Origin of the sequence: Agarivorans sp. JK6 (genome assembly GCF_045277145.1) — a bacterium.
Taxonomy (GTDB): domain Bacteria; phylum Pseudomonadota; class Gammaproteobacteria; order Enterobacterales; family Celerinatantimonadaceae; genus Agarivorans; species Agarivorans albus.
On record NZ_CP113525.1, the window covers coordinates 4276796 to 4296656 of the forward strand.

Consider the following 19861-nt stretch of genomic DNA (forward strand, 5'->3'; position numbering starts at 1 on the left):
AAAAGCCCTGAGCAGCAATACTTGGGGCTTTTTTACGTCAGCGACATCAAAATTAATTATCTTTTTGGGTGCGGTCAATATACTGCATTGCGACTCTCAAATACCCGGTCAACTCGCTAACCATCCCTCTTCTTCGTGAAGGTTTCATGTTACTCAAGGCACTCTGAAGCTTAGCGTCAAGATCTCGAACAAAGAGAAACTCTTCACCGACAAACTCATTAGAATTCAGTGCTTGATACCTTGAACGAAGAAATTGTCCAAACACTCCAATATCTTCCAGTGGCCATTTCTTAGCAATTGAGTTCACTACCTTCTCTAAGTCAAACTGGTGCAAGAATGGCCGATGTTCATAACTTCCATAGATATCTTTGCTAGATTCACTCCATGCTATTAAAAACCTTTTCTCCAAATCATCCATCGAGCTGATAGCTGATTCACGCTCGTAATGAGGCTTAATGTTGTCATAAAGCGTTTGAGTTTGCTTAATGTCAAAACCACGCATCGGGGAGTAGTTGCGATCTGAAACTACGTCCTCGTGTTTGAAAAAACCCAAAGTTTCAATAGCCTCTTTAGCTTGCTCATACTCTTCTTCAAAATTTTCATCAATAAACTGGTGTTGAACCAAGTAAAAATATGAGTCGAGAACCCTAAACCACTTTGAAAAAGGCTTCTTATTGCCTCCAAAAAGAAACTGTTTAGTCTCATCAATAGCATGATAGAAATCTTTCTCGCTAAAATGATGAATACTCATTGAAGAAATATAATCGACGGGACTTGTTGTTACTGGTAACGCAAAACCATCAACTAAGTCATCAGGGATCGAAATTTTGTTTAAGCAATATGAAACGAGATACGTTGTGAATTTGGTATTTCTAACAGTTTTTCTCAATAATTCTCCTTCCTCTGGCCTATCCTTCCAAGGCTCTGAATCTATGTTACTTGCATTTGATGATTCAAATATTTGTTCAATATTGCAACCCAGTTCATAATGAGCGTGACATATACGCAACACCGAATCCAAAGTTTGATTTGAAGCTGCGGGCTCATCGAGTTCTGTTATTTTTTTAAACCTTTCCTTAATCGGAACATACCTCTGCATCGCTCGTTGAATTACTCGTAAATTGGACATTTCTAGCGACTGAATAGTAAGGACAGCTTGTTCTATAGACGAGGGGTCTAGAAAAGAGGAGTATTTTGACTCAAGGAACGAAGTGATACTCTGAGCTGAAGAGGTAAGATAAAACTTATCGTTAAATGTTTTCTCCAATAAGCTTTTGTTTTCGATTTGCTTTTCATTAGCAATAACAATTATCGCTAAGTTAGCATTATTCTCTACTAGATTTAAACACTCACCCAATACCTCAGATATCAGTTGTTCTGAAGAACAACGCTCCAAGTCATCTATAATGAAAGCGCAATTACTCATTTTTGATAGAAGCTTGTGTCTAAATGGTTTTGTTAACGCATTACCAATCGCAAGACTCGCCCCATTATCACCACCCCACTTAGCTCCATTACCTGCTAAGTTCTTAAATATTGATAGATTTCTTCCTTTATCCTGCCCACTTAGATGCCTCAGCGATATTAGTTTGTCTCTAAAATCATCAAGACTGGTTACACCATACAAAGAAAGGTAATTAGTAGACTTGTATGCTTCAACTGACTCTAACTTTGGCCTTAAAGTATTTTTGGCCAAATAAGTTTTACCACATCCCCATTCACCACTTAAAAGAACCATCGAAGGAAAGCTAGGATCTATTATAGAGTCCAAAATCTGATCAGTTACACACTTAGTCATTTAGAGCGCGCCATTGAGAATTGATTGTAAGAACTCACTCTATCAAAGCTACTGACGTAAAACGCAGTTACATCAAAAATTTTTAACTCATCGAATAATCTTTGATAAAAAGCTTTCGCCTGCGGCGACGTCATTTTTCTTTGACGAGCAAAGAAAAACGAAGCAAAAAGAAAACTCGCCCTGCATTATCTTCTCCTTGCGTTGCTCGCGGCTAAGTGCGTCGAAAAACTCGCTTCGCTCAAACAGGTTTCGACTTAATCACTTAGCCACTTGCGCTACTCAGCGATAATGAAGGAACTAAAAAACAGCTCGGAGTTAAACTTTAAACTCACCGTAAAGAAACATTCAAAGCTGTTTTCTACTCTAGAAATCCAACGATTAAACAAACACTCCACAGGCACCCAAAACAAAAGGGCCTTAGAAAATAACAACGCGGATCAATCCCCATCATCTTCGCCGAGTAGCGCAGTCAATCAGCGATAAAGCAGAGCATTGTTTGAGCGAAGCGAGTTGCGCAGGCGCGCTGATTGATGAGCAACGCAGGAATTAAGAAGATGCGGGGCAGCCTTTCTTTTGCTTCGTTTTCTTTGGCTGTTCAAAGAAAATGATGTCGCCAATTTGGCTAACCTCAGGCGCCTTGTTTGACGCGCAACACAGGAATTAAAAAGATGCAAGGCAGCCTTTCTTTTGCAACGTAAGCTTCGGTTGTTCAAAGCTTATGAAGTCGCCGTCTAGGCGAAAACTAGGCTAACCTCTGGCGCGTTATTTAACGCGCAACGCAGGAATCAAGAAGATGTGGGGCAGCCTTTCTTTTACAACGTAAGCTTCGGTTGTTCAAAGCTTATGACGTCGCCGTCAAGGCGAAATCAAGGCTAACCACATGCCAAATAACTAACTAAGACTTATGAATTACCAACATCACCGTTCCCCATAAGCCAGTTAGCCAACTAAGGGCAAAGGTTAGCAACATAACTACCCTAACTATTACGGCAGTACATTAATCCGCTCTCGCCCATTAGACAAATTCTCCACCACTACTTTCGCGCCAATTGGCTGGCGTTTAGTTTTGGTTTCCAAAATGAATTTTTCACCGTCGTCCATATGAACAACATATTGATAATGCACCTCTTCTGTTTTAGATACTTGATGACCAGCAGCGCCACCGGCCACAGCGCCAGCAACAGTGGCTACGGTTTTACCACGGCCGCCGCCAACTTGATTGCCTAACAAACCACCAATGGCTGCACCACCAACTGTCGCTAAGCCGCTAGATTTCGTTTTAGAAACCGTCTGCTCACTGATCACCTCACCGTAAGAAGTTCGTAGCACGGTAATCGGCTCAGAGGCACAGCCTGCAAGAACAAAGCAGCAAAGAAGCGATAAGATTAAGTTTTTCATGGTGTTAAGAATCTTGTTTTTTTGCCGATTATACCCAAGCCAAAAACCAAGAAAGGCAAACAATAATCATATTTAGCTCACCTAAGCTCAAAACAATAGCAGGCTAGTTTTTACGGCCAATAAGCCTAGTGGTTTAGCCACTTTTTCCGTTTCAACCAAGGCAAGTTCTATTTGGCTGCACGGCGATTACCTAGCCATTATAAGTGCGCGTTTTGTTACTAAAACCTAGTTGACCCTAACTCAGTAATCACTGTCACAAATTCTGTATGACACATAGAAATTATGGGTTTATTGGTTATACCTAAAGTAAGGCTATTTAATAGCGAGACACCATTAGTGCGATTATTATCCAAACGGAAAACAATTCATCTACGCATTGCTTTGGTGTTTGTTCTCTTTAGTTTGTTAATAACATTTTTCTCATCGTTGGTTGGCTGGCATTACCAAAAACTAGCCATCTCATCACTGCTGGATGAGCGCGAGCAACTGGAAGATTTGCACACCAGAGAAGCCATAGAAGACATTATCTCTAGCTTTGAAAATACCTTAATCGCTATAAGCTCAAGTGATGCCTTGGACGCGGTATTAACGGCTAACCAAGCAACCACGCTTCCCCGCCTTAAACTTCGCCAGCTATTCATAGCCTTAGCCAAGGCGCGACCAGAACTATTGCAACTGCGTTATATCGACCAGCTTGGTCATGAGCAAGTAAGAGTTAATCATTCCCCGCAAAGTCGCGACTTTCAACTGGTGCTAGATGATCAATTACAAGACAAATCTCAGCGCTATTACTTTCAAGAAACCAAGGCGCTGCAGCAAGGCGAAATTTGGCACTCTCATGTAGATTTAAATTTTGAAAATGGTGAACTACAGCGCCCTCTTCAACCAACTATGCGTGTAGCCACGCCGGTTTACGTAAACCAGATGTTTCGTGGCATCATCATCTTGAATATTGACGCCGGCCCACTCATTGAAGCCTTAAAATATTCGTCGGTTTTTTTGGTTAGCCTAATCGACGCTCAAGGTGAGCTTTTAAGTCACCCCGACCCTAGCAAATCTTGGAGCGCTTATTTTCCCGAGCGTGGAGCATTAAGCGAAGTATACCCAGAGCTAATTGGCGAACTAAGCCCAGCCTTAATGGCAGCCAAACACAACTATCGTATGGACTTAGAAGACAGTTTTAACAACCAACAGGGTTTGTGGGTGCTTAAACAACCTAAACAACATGCGCTTGAAGAACTCTATAAAAACAGCCGTTATGCGGTGTTAACCAGTACTTTGATTATATTGGTGATAGCTTTACCTTTGGCTTGGCTAGTCTCCATCTACCCGACTAATTTGCAAACCAAGCTGGTTGACACTCTGCATGCGCTGCGTGCTAGCCGCAAACTGTTAGACCAACACATTATGTCTAGTACCACAAACTCTAAAGGAGTTATCACCGAGTTTAGTAGCGCCGCAGCCAAAGCCTTTGAAGTAGATAGAAAATCGATGATTGGCAAAACTCACGCGGCAATTCGTCACCCTAGTACTTCAACCAAAGTACATCGAGATCTTTGGGACACCATATTAGCTGGCAAACCTTGGCAGGGAGAGCTAAAAAACCAAACCAGTTCAGGAAAAACCCTTTGGATAGATACCGTGATAACACCAAGAAAAGATAGCCACGGAGAGATTTACGCCTTCACTCAAATCTCTCACGACATTACTTTGCACAAAGCCATGGAAGCCTTAAGCAGCACCGATAGCCTTACCGAGACCCACAACAGAAGAAAACTCGATCAACTGTTAGAACAACAAGCTCAACGCTATAAGCGAGCAGATGAAGAATTTGCCATAATCATCATCGATATAGACCACTTCAAACAAATCAATGACATTTATGGCCACCAAGCTGGCGACAAGGTGTTGATAGATGTTGCGGCGAGCCTAAAAGAAACGGTTCGGCAAATAGATGAAGTTGGCCGCTGGGGAGGCGAGGAGTTTTTGGTTATCTGCCCACTTACCGATCTTGAAGGCGCATACAAATTGGCAGAAAAACTACGCGCCGCTATCGCAACCAAATTGTTTTTACCTGATAAGCAAATCACTGCCAGTTTTGGCGTAGCTCAATACCTCTGTGACGAAGCCACCAACCACTTAGTGCATCGAGCAGATTTAGCCTTATATGAAGCTAAAAGCCAAGGTCGAAATAGAGTGACTACCGCTCCACAAGAGCTTGCTGAACAAGCCCAAAACAACCGATAAACCTGCTATTTTAGTAGTGCAGGATATTGATCGGTATACAGCCAATCATTATCACGACGTGGCGCATGACAAGCTTGGCATTGAGCTCGACTTTCGCTCACGTTTACCGTTGGTGTCGCGTCAAACATCGCCCATCCCCAACCTTCACCCCAATGAGGGTTATTAGCAAAGCGGCCTTGAGTATCTTTTATCATGACAAAAAATACATCGTTAGCTTGCTGGTGATATACCAAACCAGTGGTTAAACGCTCACTACTGACTAACTTAACGTCTTTCACAAATAAGGTGCCGTCGGGCCATTTTCCGGTACTGTTATATGCTTCGACAGCCGCGGCTTGAGTATAAATACCATTCAAATTTTGCACACGCATGGATTCACTCATTACCGCCGTTGTACCTAAATGAACCAGGTTACGCTGAAAATCAGCTGGAAAAGCAATCTCACCCTGCGTACCAACTAACTCAGCGTACACCTGGTTTAATGCGTAACTATTGGCATTAGCCATTCCGCTAAAACTAATACTCAAACCCAACAGCCCACTAACTATATATTTAAACATGCTTATTCCTCGGCAGTGACCAACACCACAACGCTTAACGATGGCGCTACTATTCCACACCCACCAAAGAAGCTGTAATTATCAGCTTTAAGTTTTACTTACAGGACTGGATTAAGCAGGCCTAAAACAACGGGGCAAGATAAAACCCTCACCAGCGCATTCGTACCAAAGTACGAAAAGAATGATTAGTTAATGATGATTTAACCAGCAAGCCTGTTAGCCATTGCTATATTCAACGTGCTCGCAGCAGTATTAATGGCGAGTTCATCTCAAAAACAATCCAAGGAAGGCAATATGAAAAATAAATCACTAAAAGTGATAGCTGGTTGGGTTTTGCTCTCTGTTTTCAGCTTCGCAGTGCAAGCCGCTGAAGAAGTAAGACTAAAGCATGCTCACTTCACCCCATACTTCGAAAATGGCTTTGATAGCGCCGAATTAGAGGGCGCAATTGAGGTAAAAAACATTGGCCCCAATAAACAGGTTTGGCTGCATTACCAATCATCCAACGGAGAGTGGTTAGATCACCCGGCCTTTTATGTGGGAGCAAGCCATAGCGGCTACGAAAACTTTGCATTTAGGCTGCCACTCGCCGGTTCGGTTGCCGCTACCCAATTTGCCATTAAGTATAAGGTAAATGGGCAAACCTATTGGGACAACAACCAGCAACAGAACTACCAGTTTAACGACTACCTGCAAACAAACCTCAGTCATCAAGCAATAGCACTTGATGACGCCTACCGAGCCAGCAGCTTAATCTCTGTTACAGCGCGCGCAAAATCACATAGCGAGCAAGATAAAGTGACCATGGTTTACTCTGACAACAACTGGAAAACCAGTTACCGCCGAGCGCTAAGCTTAAGTCACATTGTGGCCGACCAACATGGCCTTAGCGGCGTATGGAGTGGCCAACAGTACATCGAATACTACCGACACCTTGAGTTTTATTTAGAGTATGACGATGGACAAAATATCCATATAGATAATTACTACGGCAAAAATTATCGACTGTTTGATACCGGGGAACAAATTGGCCAGGGCCTACTGTTACAGCGTTACCCACAGGTATATTTTCGTGGTCAACCAAGCGGCTGGAATTCGATTCCGATGACCTTAATCGACGACTACACATGGTCTATAGTGGTGTATTTTGATGGTACCACCGACTTTAAGTTTGACGTCTACGATGACTGGTCACGTAACTTTGGAGACAACAATAACGATGGAATTGTCGACTTAAATGGCGCCAACCTAAAGGTAAACAGCGCAGGCTCTACCAGAATCACCTTTAATAGCCTCACCGGCGCTTACCAAGCAACATTGCTGTATTAATATATCGTAAGCACAAAAAAGCCTCGCTCTAGGGCGAGGCTCTATCATCACTAATTTGTCTAGTTGCTAATTATTTAGCGCTTAACTCAAACCAGTTAATGTTAAACAAATAGCCTGATGAACCTTTAAAGTTAAAGCGTAAGGTTTGCGCACCGGCTTCTAAATTAAGGGTATTTTCTAGGGTAACCCAGTTTTGCCAGCCACCTGTTCCTTTCACTTTTACCGTGGCTTTTTCAGCGTTATTAGCCAGCACAACAAAGCGCCCGCCATTAGTATCACTGGCTACTCGCGCAGAAAACGTATACTCGCCAGCAGCTGGGACATCGATGGCGTATTCCACCCAATCACCATTTTCAATATAACCAACATTATTTCCGCCATCAGCATCGGCCGTAGGTTCTGTTTGTACCCCTTGCTGTTGGCTAAAGTTTTCGGCCTTTACTTTAATCGCCGCATTAGCCGCTGTGCTTAGGCTAGCCATGGCAACTAGGGCCGATGTCAGCAGTAGATTTTTAATATGCTTAGGTAATACGCTCATTGATTTGCTCCCTCATTATCTCTATCAAATTATGTTCTACGACCAAATATCGATATGGCTTGATACTGCGCTAAGCGGATGTTCAAAATTCGGCCTAAGGCCAAAACTACTCGCATTTATTTCATCAGTTAAATTTATTTAACAGAGATTATGTGAACGCTCACACTAGTGGGTAATTTAGTTAAAGCTTATAAAAAAACAGAACAGCTTAGCGGGATCAAAAAAGCCCCAAGTAAACTTGAGGCTTTCAATCAGATTTAAGCGAGAGTAACTTAGACGCGACTACGACGACGCGACACAATGACTAAAGCTAAGCCTAAAATAAATAGCATAAAGCTTGAGCTTTCGCTTACCACTGCGGGTACTTGCGGGGGAGTCCAATCAAAACCATGGCTATGAAACTCTCTGCCACCTGTATAACTCTTGGCAGCTACACTTCCGTCAAATACAGCGCCACCAGTAATATCAGCATCTAAAGCTAGCACCGAACCTACGGTTGCTAAGTTATTGAAGTTGATTGATTCCGCTTCATAGAAGTTCCACAAAATATTCTCTGCGCCAAGGTTGCCTAAACCCGCATCAATGGCAAAGCCGTTCCCGGTAAGATTTACCCCACCAGCAATATCTACAATGCTACCAGATACGTTAATGATCACAGTTTCAGCTAAACCGGCATCTAAAGACAATGAATTGTTTTGGGCGAAGATACTAGAAAAATCAACATCAAACACCGCCACGCTATCGCTACCAGCGTAGGACAAATGGCTGCCACTTAATACTGCGTTACTGGTTAGGCCAGCGAAGTAAGCAGAGTCTGCTCTTAGCTCCGCTTCTACGGCAGCAAAAGTAGCCTGCATATCCAGTTGATTCTTAGCACTGATGCTTTGAACGGCTGAGCCGCCACCGTTAAGGTTAACATTGCCATTTACATTGTAGCTGCCGCCATAACTTAAGCTGCCAGCATTAAGGTTAATATTGGTAGCGTTAACGTCACCCACAACTGTCACGGTGTCTTTATTAATAACCGTGGTTTCTCGGGTTGCAAAAGTAGGCGAATGACCTGCAGCATTTAGATTGCCGCCAAGGAGAGTGCGACCTTCTACTTCTCCACCTTGGTAGTTGTAATCACCGGTAAGAATTAAGTTGTAGTCACTTAATACGCTGGCTTGAGAAGCAACAGACAAGGCCAATGAAAAGGTCACAAGCGTAAATCGACTTAACTTTGCAAAATACATAAAACATTTCCTACTACTACGGCAACGACCGAAAACTGATAACTATTTGACCAAGTTTATATTTTTCAAATACTTATAAATACAAACTACTAAAACTGACAGCTTAAAAGCAGGAATTAGGCCAACTAAGTAAAAGCGTTAATTTTCATAGCTTTATTCATGTGTATATATTATTAAACAATACAATAAGAGTTTAGTTGTAAAAAAATTCGACAAGATTAAAAATACAGTCTAGCGAACAACGATACTCAGCTGGAAACCTTGCTTAAAGCTAGGCGAGAACTACGCTTAACATAAGCTTTAGCTTTTTTACTCAGCTGTGTTTATTACCAATAGAGAGTTACCATTATTTATTTGTTCCGTACCCTTTTCTGTTTAAGCCTAATGATAGTCAGTAACCAGAGCGCTGCTGAAAGCATCACTATAGCCAGCGGTGAGCATCCACCCTTCACCTCTCAATACCGCGATGATGAAGGTTTAATAAATGCCATTGTTAAAGCCTCGTTTGCTGCCGTAGAAACAGAGGTGAGTTTTCGTTATTTGCCCTGGCAACGCGCATTAAACTCCAGCCGAGTAGGTAGTTATGTAGCCACTTCTTATTGGGCGATTAAATCTGAACGTCAAGAGCATTTCTTTCACTCAGAGCCACTTTGGTACGGCGGAAGCGTATTAGTTAGCTTAAATTCAACAGGGGAGTTCACCAGCCTAGCCAGTTTAAAAGGCAAAGTCGTAGGCGCCGTGCGAGGTTACACCTATACCGAAGATTTTTGGCTAAATGGTGACAAAGGCCTATATGAAATCGAAGAGGTGAATTCAGACTTACAAAACCTAAAAAAGCTGTTTGCCAAACGCATCGATGCATTTTTAATTGATAGAGTCGCCGTAACTACCCTTATAAACCGTTACTTAAGTCCTCAACAACGGGCAGTTTTGTGTATATCTAATAATGATGTAATGAGCAGTAGCGTGCATTTGCTCATATCACGTAAAACAGAAGGCGCCGCGAAGCTGCTTGAATCATTTAATCGTGGTTTAGCAACAATTGTTAACAACGGCCAATACCAACAAATAGCCGATCGTTACCCAATGATCACCCATGGCTTCTTAAAATAGTCCTTTCTCTGTCAGCTGTCGCCAATGAGCAACAGCTTAAACCCTCATTCTCAGCCCTTAAATAATATGAGATTAAAATTGATTAAAAAAATCAATTAAAACAATTAATTACAACTTTACATATTGATAATTAATTGCTCAAATCCTCGCTGACAAAAAACATTATAAAAAGTTAATCAATTTAAATACTCAACGCTAAGTACAAACGTTACAGACCAGACGACTGGTTTATCACTGATAAAGATAAGCCTTCTTTGCACTTTGTTGATCAAACAAACACAAGGAAAATCCAGTGAAACAACATAAACACAAAGCGAGAAAGACCAAGGATTTAGTAGGCTTCTTATGCCTTGTCTTTTCTTTATTTGCCAACGCCGGAACAGGCAGCCAAGGCATCAACTTAAATCAATTGTTAGATAGCTTTAGCGCTCAGCCTGCGTCTATACAACTTACTGCGGTAAAAGGCGATGAATGTAATTTAACTTCTGAATGTAAAAGCCTTTATGGTGAAACCGCATATGACTGCGTTAACTCGCGCAGTAACCAAAGCTATTGTATGTGTGAAGACGGGATATGTGCCGATCTTCAGCCTACTGCGCCGCCAGAACCCGAATATGGCGACGAATGTGATACTACCGCCCAGTGCAAAAACACCTACGGTAACATTGCCAATGACTGTGTAAATTCACGTAGCGACCAAAGTTACTGCCAATGTGGCAGCGAAGTATGCCGGGAAATGGATAGTAACGGTGGTGACAATGGGGGCGACACTGGCGGTGATAATGGCGGTGATAACGGAGGCAACAATGGCGGTGACAACGGCGGCAGTACTCCTTCGGTAAACACCCAATACCAAGAGCTGAATGGCCTAATTGTTATTGAAGCTGAAAATACTCAGTCAGAGTTGGGCGAGTGGCAACAAAAATCTGACCTCGCTGGTTACACCGGTAACGGCTACTTAGAATTTAACGGCAATAGCTATATTTCAGGTCCGGTAAATTCACCTTTAGAGTATACGTTTACCGCTGCCCAAACCGGCACTTATCACCTACATATGTACGTGGCAAGAGAGACCATAGACAACCGCAGCGATGTAGCCAACGACGGTTATGTGCGACTAGATGGTAACTATGAAGCCGTTGCAGGCGAAGGTAATGCCACCAAAGACATTTTAAGCTCTGATACTAAGTTTTATGGTGGTGCCGATCAGCAGTTTGTTTGGGCATCAGGTAAACGTTTAGATAAAAACCACGCTAAACATAATGCGATATACAATCTGAAAGCAGGTGAAGAATATACCTTTACTCTGTCGGGGCGTTCGAAGTTTTTTAAAGTAGACCGCATCGTTTTTCGTCATAGCTCTGTAGCTAATGGCGAAGCTCAAGATTTAGAACTGCCAGAAACGCTGGCAACTACCACAGCAAAAACCTGTGAAGTTAGCGACCAAAACCAACAATGGCATCGCGTAGAGCTTACCTGTAAAGGCTATTTTGCTGATGAAGGTAACGACGCCACCTTCACTAATCACCGTTTTAACGTGACCTTTAGCCAAGGCAATCAACGCTTCGTTGTACCTGGGCACTTTGCAGCCAACGGTAACGCAGCAGATTCTGGCGCTGGCCAAGGTGATGTTTGGCGCGCTTACTTTATGCCACCAAGCACGGGGGATTGGAACTACCAAGTGTCTTTCCGCAAAGGTACTAATATTGCAGTAAGCGATCAACTCAATGCTGGTCAGGCAATTGCTGATATTGATGGGCAGCAAGGACAGTTCTCCGTTGCAGCGTCTACCGCCGATAGCCAAGACTTACGCAGCCAAGGTTTATTGCAACACTTAGACGGCGAACGCTACCAACGCTTTGCTGGTACAGGCAATATCTACATTGAAGCAGGCTTAGGTAGCCCAGAAAACCTATTAGGTTATGCTGACTTTGACAATACCGTAAAAGGCAGCGGCGGCTCTTGTAAGGGCATTTTGCACCAGTTTTCTGAGCACGAAAGTGACTGGCAAAGCGGTGACCCTAGTTGGGCCGGCGGCAAAGGCAAAGGCTTAATTGGCCTAGTTAATTACCTGGGTTCACGCAAAGTAAACAGCGCTTATATGATGCTTAACACGGTGAAAGGTGACGGTTGTGACGCTCATCCTTGGTTGGTTTACCAAGAAAATGGCAACAACAAACGCACCTTTGACGTAAGTAAGTTAGACCAATGGGAGCGTGTATTTGCACATATGACCAAGCAAGGTCTAATGCTGCATATGATGACTCAAGAAACTGAAAACGAAACCTTACTAAACAATGCCACTCTAGGTTTAGAGCGTAAGCTATATTACCGAGAGTTAATATCACGCTTTGCTCACCACCCTGCAGTTCAATGGAACCTAGGCGAAGAGCAAGATGCCACTTCAATTGCAGCGTTAAAATCTTACTCGGATTATATTCAAAATCTCGACCCTTATAATCATGGCATTACCCTGCATACTTACCCAGGCCAACACGATCGTTACGATGATATGTTAGGTCACGCTAGCTTCGGCGGTCCAACCATTCAATATGGCAGCATTCCCGAGAATGCGAGCGCTACAGCCACGCGTAATTCGGTATATGGCGAAACGATTAGTTGGCTAAACAAATCCGCTGCAGCCGGTAAGCAATGGTACGTAACCTATACCGAAGCCTCGGGTAGCCATGCGCCTAAACCTTATCAAGATGTAAGTTCTCGCCAGCGTATTTACTGGATGTGGGCCAGTGTTATGTCGGGCGGTGCGGGTTTCTCTTGGTACTTAAAAAATGATGGTACCCACGCCTATGACTTAGCGGTAGAAGACTTACGCGAGTTTGACCAACTATGGCAACAAACTGGCCATGTTAATTACTTCTTTAGTAACATCTTGCAACAGCAGTTGGGTTTAAACCTGCAAGATCTTCAAGTAGATAACGGTGCTACGTCAAGCACTAACGATTGGGTACTATCCGACCTGCAACACAACTACATTGTTAACCTGCGTAACGGCGGAACTACCGATATTCAGCTAAACAATAACCACGTTTACCAAGTATATTGGTACAACCCTCGCAGTGGTGTATTAAGCAAAGGTTTAAGCCTGACCGGTGGTGCAAAACTCAACATTGGCACTGCGCCTAGCCAAACAAACCAAGACTGGGTTGTGCTTATTACAAACCGAGAGCTAAACGAAGATGGTCAAGGCGGTAATACACCCAACCTGCCGCCAACAAGCAAAATTAGCTTAGATATTAATAGCTTTGATATTTCACAAGTGAGCGGTTTTGTTCCAGCTTATAAAGACAATGCTAATAATGCGCTAGCGGTAAATGCAGGTGCCTACAAAGACAAGTACGCAGCGGCACGCTATACCTTTAATAACGAAAGTGGAAACTACGATATTACCATTACTACATTGACTGAAAATGATGGTGAAAGCAGCTACCGCTTAGTGGTAAATGGCCAGCAATTAGCTGAGTACACTAATCCTAAATCAGCCAATAACTATCAAGCCACTAAACATACTTGGAATAATATTTCTTTAACTCAAGGAGATGTGATTCAAATTGAATTCAACTCCACATCTAATGGTGAAGTAATCTCTAGCAACGGGCAGCCAGATTATGCTCGTGGGCGCTGGCGTTTACTTGAGCTAACAGCACAATAAAAACCATCAAGGGTTAGTTTAGCTAACCCTTTTTCATGCCAACCTCAGCTAGCCTGCGCGCCAGTAAGTATTTACTCTTTTAATGTAAAAGCTAAACGGTCAATTTCTTGTCCGTTCACATGCAAAGCCACAAAGTGCTCACCAGGGTAGTATTTGCGAGTAGAGATAGCTTTGAAAGAATGGCTCTTTTCTATCGCAAACATCTCTCCTTTGTTTAGGCTAAGGTTCTTTAATTTAAAGACTTTGCTGGCGGTTTTACCGTTAGCTTTCATAAAGTGCACAGCGTAATCTAAAACAAACTTTTGCTGCATTTCTTCAGCCCGCAGCGCTAACGCAAAAGTGAGCGAGTCACCCATTGTCACTTGCTGATCTAATACCGCAAATTCTTCAAGTTTTAGCTGAGGATCAGCGGTATAACCCAGTAATGGAAAGCTTTTAGGATGACCTTGTTTTACCAAACTACGCGTAGCATGTTTTATTAACCACTGTAGATCGGCATTTGCACCTTGTTGCCAAACTTGGCAAAGATCCAAAACTAACCCTGGATGGTCTTTAGCGATGTCATTGAGATTATTTGCCACTGAACGACGAACATACAAGCTACTATCATTTTTAAGCGCTTCGAGGATCGGTAAAATTGGTGCAGGGTCTGCGATCAACTCTTTTAGTTGTGCTCCCCAAGGAAGGCGCGGCCTACAACCTTCGCTCGCTAAGCGTCGCAAGTGTTCATCGTCACTGGTTGTCCAAGCAAGTAACTGCTCCCAACTTTGCTCAGGATACTTTTCAATAAATGGGCGAATCGCAAATTCCGCACTAAATAATGGGCTTAATGCAGCCAAAGCCTTAAAGGCCTGCTGAGGATGCGCTATTCCTGCCACTGCCACAAAATCGGTTACTGGCCAAATAGCAAAACCACGTAAGCTGTCGTCTGGGTCACCACGATCCCAATGCTCAGGAAGCGCAACCAGTATCTTAGCCGTTTCGGTGAAGTCTTCTGGCAGGGTTTGTTGTAACACCGCAATCAAATGCATAACCCGCTGCTTTAGCTCTAAGGTCTCCAAGCCATCAAGTGCTAAATCAACAAATTGTTCACGGTCAAACTGCGGATAAACTGCCGCTATACCGAGAGCAATACGTTGCACTGCGGGTTCGGCTAAACCATTTTTCATTAGTTCCACTCTATTCTCCCCAAGATTATTCTTCAGCAGGTATAAACGATTCTTTGTTGATTTCAATAAATCAGTAAGTATTTAAAACTAATTAACAAAACCACTATTGACACAAATCACAATTAAGGCGTCACCAAGTATTTATATAAGATAGAAAAGAATACATTGAACAAAAAATAACTCATCTCAAACTAGAAGGCTTTAAATGGAATTATTACCCTCTAAGCAAATGCTTACAATAGCGCTGCTATCTCTGTCGGTGATAGCTTGTGGCGGCGGTGGCTCGGCTAGCTCCCAATCGGATCAAGTAGAAGAACCGATACCAGAATTTCCTGAGATATTTGGCGAACAAAAATCAAAAAAAGCCAGCGGCTTTATTTACCCAACCAACTCAATTTCAATGTATGACAGCAGTGTTTGTCGAAACTACGATGCTTACTATGAAACAGAAAACGTATTGGTATTTGGTAATAGCGGGACAAGTAAGGAGCTATTTGAACGCTTTGCCACTTGGACTGAATTTGGATTGCAGGAGCTGAAAAGGCAAATTGGGGTTGATTTAATTGCTTTTCAACAGCGTTACCCATTTAGTTTAGAAACATATTTAGTTGCTACAGATTACCTGTATGAACGCTTAAATGAAGGAGGTGGAGAAGCACTGTTCATGCAAGTTACAGGCGATGAGCTCCCTACATCTTATCAAGACTTAACGACCGGCACTTCCAAACGTCATTATCTATATCAACAAATTCGCCATTTAAACCCAGAACAAATCAACAGCTTAATTGCTTTAGTCCAAGGACACTATTTGCCCAGTGAACTCTCCACCAGCTTTGGGCAAACCTTACCCGGAAAATCGTTGGTTTGCTTAAACACTGCCTTTAATAACAGTAACTTATGGGCAACAGGAAACTTAGTAGGCTATACAGCGAGAACCAACGACTCAAGACCTAGCTCAGCTTACATAGTTACACACGAACTGATGCATACTCTACAACACCAATACCTAACTTACTTAAGTCAAGTAGATCGTTGGTTTTTAGAAGGTAGTGCTGAGTATGCCATGGGCCATATTGCTAGCCCATCGAATCACAACCAACGTGACCCCTTAGACGATAAGTGGGAAAGTACATTAGGTGCGGTGGCCTATGGCCACTACAACATAGCAGTATCCTACTTAGAAGCAACGTCTCCGGGATTTATCATTAACGTGCTCAAACATATTGCAGATAACGGTGTGTATCATGTTGTTGATTACGCTGAATATCCTGAATATCAATACGACAGAATAAATCAACCTAACCCGGACTTTAGAAAAGCTTTCAATGCTTATGCAAAACGCCCTGACGGAAGCGCCTTAACTTACCAAGATTTTGAAAGTGAGTACCACCAACTAATAGACCAATGGATAGCACAGACACCAAGTTCATTAATGCGGAAAAGTACACAAAAATTAGAACAAAAAGACTGGTTCGAATTACAACGGTAAACTGAGCGAAGTCAGCCCTTGGCTGACTTCTATTTTTACATTAAGGCACCAACCAGCGGGTTAGCGACGAGCGAGTCAGCAACCAACTCAACACAAAGGCGAGCCCCAAGGCAGCAGAGCTAATCACAACGAGCGCAATGCTAGAGTGGCCAAACCACTGATAAATACCATAGTCAGGATTACGCACTGGAATGAGAAACAAAGGATGAACTAAATAAATCCCAAAGCTGTACTTAGAAATTGTTTTAATCAAAGGACGTGCTCCTTGCGGTATCCGCTCAGCATAAGCTTTTATCAATACAAATAAGCTCATGGCTATTACAGCAGTGTTCAAGCTTTTATAGCCCATAAATACACTACTGTATTCACCCTGTTGCCAAATATAAAAGGCACTGCCTAATACATTAAATGCCAGCATCGCCCCACCGGTTGCCAACCAAAACTTCAAGTGGGCTTGCTGGTCGTTATTAAACAAATACCAGCCCATTACTAGGTAACCGCTATACAAAATAATGTTTTGGCGAAGTGGCGTTTCTACTTTGAGCCAGTGCATTAAAGTAAGCACTAACCAAGCCGCCAGTAGCAGCAAAATACGTTGTTTTTCCATCTTATAAAGTAAGGGAGCAAGCAAGGGAATCACAAAATAGAGAGGGATGAAGTCGTAAAAGAACCATAGGTGGTACCAAGTATGCTCGTTAGGCGAATGCTCCAACAAAGTCGCGGTAGCCTCCCAAGACCAAGCCCCTTCTTGATAACCACCAACAAAGGCATAAATAACCGTCCAAGCTAAAAATGGTAAAAGCACCTTGGCAAGTCGCCTTGGTAAATAATGGGCTGCATTAAATGGCCGCTGATCCGACATCAGCAAAGCGCCACTAATCATGATAAAAATAGGCACTGCCCAGCGGCTAATAGCATTAAGAGAAATGGCTGGAAGCCACTCGTGCCAAGCCAGTTCGGGCACCAATTCGCGATAAGGGCCAAGTACGTGAATACCCACTACTGCTATGGCAGCGATAAAGCGTAAACACTCTATATAGAACAGCGACGGCTTAGCCACTTGATTATTAGCCATAGCAATATTAACCTTTTTATTATTAATGAGAAGGCCAGCAGCAGTTTGGTTGCCTAAGCCTTACATTAACTTTACACTAAGATCTTGAATAAAGGCCAGTTTGCAAGGAGTGCAGGTGCCAATTTATAGCCCATGGAATGACAAACGAAAGTTTGTTTTCGGCTTATCTTTTATGCTGTTGTGTGCCTTTTGGCTAACCTCATGGTTAAGCTACCAAGTTGCGCATAACTCACTAAGAGACCAAATTGAATCTAATCACCTGCCTTTAACTAGCGATACCGTTTATTCGGAAATTCAACGAGACTTATTGCAACCGATCTTTATTTCATCATTGATGGCGCAAGATACTTTTGTTCGTGATTGGGCGATTTCCGGCGAAAAAGACGCCCAGCCAATCATTCGTTATCTGGATAACATTCAACAGCGCTACCAAACGATTACAAGCTTTTTTGTCTCTAGCCACAGTGGCCGTTACTATCACCCTTCTGGCATTATTAAGACCATATCCAGTGATAAACCAGATGATGCTTGGTTTTATCGCGTCAGCCAATTACCGCCTTCCCAAGAGTACGAAATCAACATCGATTACGACACTGCAGACCAAAGCAGAACCACGGTCTTTGTTAACTACAAGGTATTCGACTTTGAAGAAAAGTTGATTGGCGTAACCGGAGTTGGGCTTAACATCGAGTTTGTAAAAGAGCTTATTCAAGTCTACCAAACACGCTATCAACGCAGCGTTTATTTCATCGATGCCTTAGGTAATGTCACCTTAAGTGGCGCTAACTTCCAAGGCCCGCGCAATATTAGTTTGCGTAAAGGTTTAGCCTCTCAAGCAGCTTCGCTGCTTAGCGCTGCCAAAAACAGCTATCGCTTTAGCGAAGACGGTCAACTACACTATTTGAATGCTCGCTATATCCCAGAGTTTAACTGGTACCTAATTGTTGAACAGCAAGATGTTCCAGCGATTCAAGATCTAAAACACACGCTTTGGATAAACTTAAGCATTAGCCTGTTAGTTACGGTTTGCATGTTAATTGTGGCTAACTTTACCCTAGGCCGCTATCAACGCCGCTTAGAAACGCTGGCATCCACCGACAAATTAACCGGTATCTATAATCGTCAAACCTTTGAAGGTCGCTTAGAGCAAGTTATAGATATTCAACACCGGGCCAATAGCCCCTGTTCCATCATCATTTTCGACATCGACCACTTTAAGCAAGTAAACGATAAGTATGGCCACTTAGTCGGTGATAAAGCCTTAAAAAAAGTGGCCGAAATAACCCGCCAATATATTCGCCAATCAGACATATTATGCCGTTGGGGCGGTGAGGAATTTATTGTTTTGCTGCCTAACTGCGATGCGTTAGCGGCACTAGAAGTAGCTGAAAAGATTCGTTTAGGCGTGAATCAAAGCGAACTCGATATTGATGGCAACTTACTTACCATGAGCATTAGCTGTGGCATAGCCCAAATAAAAACCCATGAGATCCTTGCTAGCCTATTGGTCGATCGCGCCGATAAAGCGATGTATCGCGCCAAGCAAAATGGCCGAAATAGAAGTGTATTGGCGGAATAAGGTTTACCCGCTAAATAGGCTATTTAGCGGGTAATTGAATCTATTATTTAGCTTTTGGTGGGTAGTTTTCTAACATCAATGCTACTTGTTTATTGATGAACTCAGCGCGACTTTCTGGCCCCATGGTCTCACGCAGTTGGCTTTGCGAAATAGAGCGCCATACCAAGGCATTAGTCGCTGGGTCAAAAAACTCTACAACTAACTTACCGTATTTACGCTCTTTATAGCGATCAGGCGAGCTTACGCCAATTGCACCGTGTTTACGGCCTACGCCCACTGAGAACGAACCACCGTATGATTCTAACTCCGTTGCTATATCAACCCGGTAGTCGACCAGCATATCGGCTTCTTCAACCGCTACCGCTGGTATACCTTTAGCCTGTAATTGGGCGGTTAATTCACGTTCAATTCGTTGACCATCAATGGTTGCCACTGCATCTTCTGGCATTGGCACAAAGGCAAAATCTTTGAATTGAGAGAAATCTTGATCAACATTGTAATCTAGTGCTGGCTTTACCGTGCATGCGGCGGCCATAAATGACAAACACGCAATTGCAAAAATTCGAAACATAGTTCACTCCAAGTGCTTATAAGCACAAATTTCAATACCTTAAATCTAACACAAGTACGCCAATTTACCCCACCCATTATTGCTGTGACT

At 42.9% G+C, this 19861-nt stretch carries 14 protein-coding genes; 6 read left to right on the forward strand and 8 right to left on the reverse strand.

Annotated elements, in window-relative coordinates; all coding sequences use genetic code 11:
* Positions 1-52 precede the first annotated feature (52 nt).
* Positions 53-1798, reverse strand: a complete 1746-nt coding sequence (locus OV592_RS19715; protein ID WP_406609738.1) for a P-loop NTPase fold protein — start codon at positions 1796-1798, stop codon at positions 53-55.
* A gap of 984 nt (positions 1799-2782) precedes the next feature.
* Positions 2783-3196: a glycine zipper 2TM domain-containing protein gene (locus OV592_RS19720; protein WP_406609739.1), complete on the reverse strand. Its 414-nt coding sequence runs from the start codon at positions 3194-3196 to the stop codon at positions 2783-2785.
* 336 nt (positions 3197-3532) lie between these two features.
* Between OV592_RS19720 and OV592_RS19725 the strand changes: the two genes are divergently transcribed.
* Positions 3533-5443 carry a diguanylate cyclase gene (locus OV592_RS19725; RefSeq protein ID WP_406609740.1) on the forward strand — a complete coding sequence of 637 codons (1911 nt, stop codon included), beginning with the start codon at positions 3533-3535 and terminating at the stop codon, positions 5441-5443.
* Positions 5444-5448: 5 nt separating this feature from the next.
* Here the strand turns inward: OV592_RS19725 and OV592_RS19730 are convergent, their stop codons facing one another.
* Positions 5449-6003 (reverse strand): cytochrome P460 family protein, encoded by a 555-nt coding sequence (locus OV592_RS19730; protein ID WP_406609741.1) that lies wholly within the window; start codon positions 6001-6003, stop codon positions 5449-5451.
* A 294-nt stretch (positions 6004-6297) separates the two neighbouring features.
* On the opposite strand from OV592_RS19730, the gene OV592_RS19735 reads away from it, so the two are divergent.
* Positions 6298-7332, forward strand: a complete 1035-nt coding sequence (locus OV592_RS19735; RefSeq protein WP_406609742.1) for a hypothetical protein — start codon at positions 6298-6300, stop codon at positions 7330-7332.
* Between the two features lie 70 nt (positions 7333-7402).
* Here the strand turns inward: OV592_RS19735 and OV592_RS19740 are convergent, their stop codons facing one another.
* Both OV592_RS19740 and OV592_RS19745 read right to left on the reverse strand, forming a co-directional pair.
* Positions 7403-7870, reverse strand: coding sequence for a carbohydrate-binding protein (locus OV592_RS19740; RefSeq protein WP_016401933.1), 468 nt, complete (start codon positions 7868-7870; stop codon positions 7403-7405).
* Positions 7871-8142: 272 nt separating this feature from the next.
* Positions 8143-9105 carry a choice-of-anchor A family protein gene (locus OV592_RS19745; RefSeq protein ID WP_406609743.1) on the reverse strand — a complete coding sequence of 321 codons (963 nt, stop codon included), beginning with the start codon at positions 9103-9105 and terminating at the stop codon, positions 8143-8145.
* A gap of 384 nt (positions 9106-9489) precedes the next feature.
* On the opposite strand from OV592_RS19745, the gene OV592_RS19750 reads away from it, so the two are divergent.
* Both OV592_RS19750 and OV592_RS19755 read left to right on the forward strand, forming a co-directional pair.
* A complete protein-coding gene (locus OV592_RS19750; protein WP_406609744.1) occupies positions 9490-10218 on the forward strand; it encodes a substrate-binding periplasmic protein in 729 nt (242 codons plus the stop codon).
* A 292-nt stretch (positions 10219-10510) separates the two neighbouring features.
* Entirely contained in the window at positions 10511-13888 is a 3378-nt protein-coding gene (locus tag OV592_RS19755; RefSeq protein ID WP_406609745.1) for a DUF5060 domain-containing protein, read from the forward strand.
* 71 nt (positions 13889-13959) lie between these two features.
* Here the strand turns inward: OV592_RS19755 and OV592_RS19760 are convergent, their stop codons facing one another.
* Positions 13960-15057, reverse strand: coding sequence for a DNA alkylation repair protein (locus tag OV592_RS19760; protein WP_406611447.1), 1098 nt, complete (start codon positions 15055-15057; stop codon positions 13960-13962).
* A 205-nt stretch (positions 15058-15262) separates the two neighbouring features.
* On the opposite strand from OV592_RS19760, the gene OV592_RS19765 reads away from it, so the two are divergent.
* Positions 15263-16546, forward strand: a complete 1284-nt coding sequence (locus OV592_RS19765) for a hypothetical protein (RefSeq protein WP_406609746.1) — start codon at positions 15263-15265, stop codon at positions 16544-16546.
* 40 nt (positions 16547-16586) lie between these two features.
* Here the strand turns inward: OV592_RS19765 and OV592_RS19770 are convergent, their stop codons facing one another.
* Complete coding sequence (locus tag OV592_RS19770) at positions 16587-17621, reverse strand: acyltransferase (protein WP_406609747.1); 1035 nt, start codon at positions 17619-17621, stop codon at positions 16587-16589.
* A 172-nt stretch (positions 17622-17793) separates the two neighbouring features.
* Between OV592_RS19770 and OV592_RS19775 the strand changes: the two genes are divergently transcribed.
* Positions 17794-19200, forward strand: coding sequence for a diguanylate cyclase (locus OV592_RS19775; RefSeq protein ID WP_406611448.1), 1407 nt, complete (start codon positions 17794-17796; stop codon positions 19198-19200).
* A 43-nt stretch (positions 19201-19243) separates the two neighbouring features.
* On the opposite strand, the gene OV592_RS19780 is transcribed toward OV592_RS19775, so the two are convergent.
* Positions 19244-19771 (reverse strand): DUF4136 domain-containing protein, encoded by a 528-nt coding sequence (locus OV592_RS19780; protein ID WP_016401941.1) that lies wholly within the window; start codon positions 19769-19771, stop codon positions 19244-19246.
* Positions 19772-19861 lie beyond the last annotated feature (90 nt).

What these genes read in the sequence shown, in the direction of transcription:
- OV592_RS19715 (WP_406609738.1), bottom strand. Translation starts at nt 1,798, where the DNA reads ATGACTAAGTGTGTAACTGATCAGATTTTGGACTCTATAATAGATCCT.
- OV592_RS19720 (WP_406609739.1), bottom strand. Translation starts at nt 3,196, where the DNA reads ATGAAAAACTTAATCTTATCGCTTCTTTGCTGCTTTGTTCTTGCAGGC.
- OV592_RS19730 (WP_406609741.1), bottom strand. Translation starts at nt 6,003, where the DNA reads ATGTTTAAATATATAGTTAGTGGGCTGTTGGGTTTGAGTATTAGTTTT.
- OV592_RS19735 (WP_406609742.1), top strand. Translation starts at nt 6,298, where the DNA reads ATGAAAAATAAATCACTAAAAGTGATAGCTGGTTGGGTTTTGCTCTCT.
- OV592_RS19740 (WP_016401933.1), bottom strand. Translation starts at nt 7,870, where the DNA reads ATGAGCGTATTACCTAAGCATATTAAAAATCTACTGCTGACATCGGCC.
- OV592_RS19745 (WP_406609743.1), bottom strand. Translation starts at nt 9,105, where the DNA reads ATGTATTTTGCAAAGTTAAGTCGATTTACGCTTGTGACCTTTTCATTG.
- OV592_RS19750 (WP_406609744.1), top strand. Translation starts at nt 9,490, where the DNA reads ATGATAGTCAGTAACCAGAGCGCTGCTGAAAGCATCACTATAGCCAGC.
- OV592_RS19760 (WP_406611447.1), bottom strand. Translation starts at nt 15,057, where the DNA reads ATGAAAAATGGTTTAGCCGAACCCGCAGTGCAACGTATTGCTCTCGGT.
- OV592_RS19765 (WP_406609746.1), top strand. Translation starts at nt 15,263, where the DNA reads ATGGAATTATTACCCTCTAAGCAAATGCTTACAATAGCGCTGCTATCT.
- OV592_RS19770 (WP_406609747.1), bottom strand. Translation starts at nt 17,621, where the DNA reads ATGGCTAATAATCAAGTGGCTAAGCCGTCGCTGTTCTATATAGAGTGT.
- OV592_RS19775 (WP_406611448.1), top strand. Translation starts at nt 17,794, where the DNA reads ATGCTGTTGTGTGCCTTTTGGCTAACCTCATGGTTAAGCTACCAAGTT.
- OV592_RS19780 (WP_016401941.1), bottom strand. Translation starts at nt 19,771, where the DNA reads ATGTTTCGAATTTTTGCAATTGCGTGTTTGTCATTTATGGCCGCCGCA.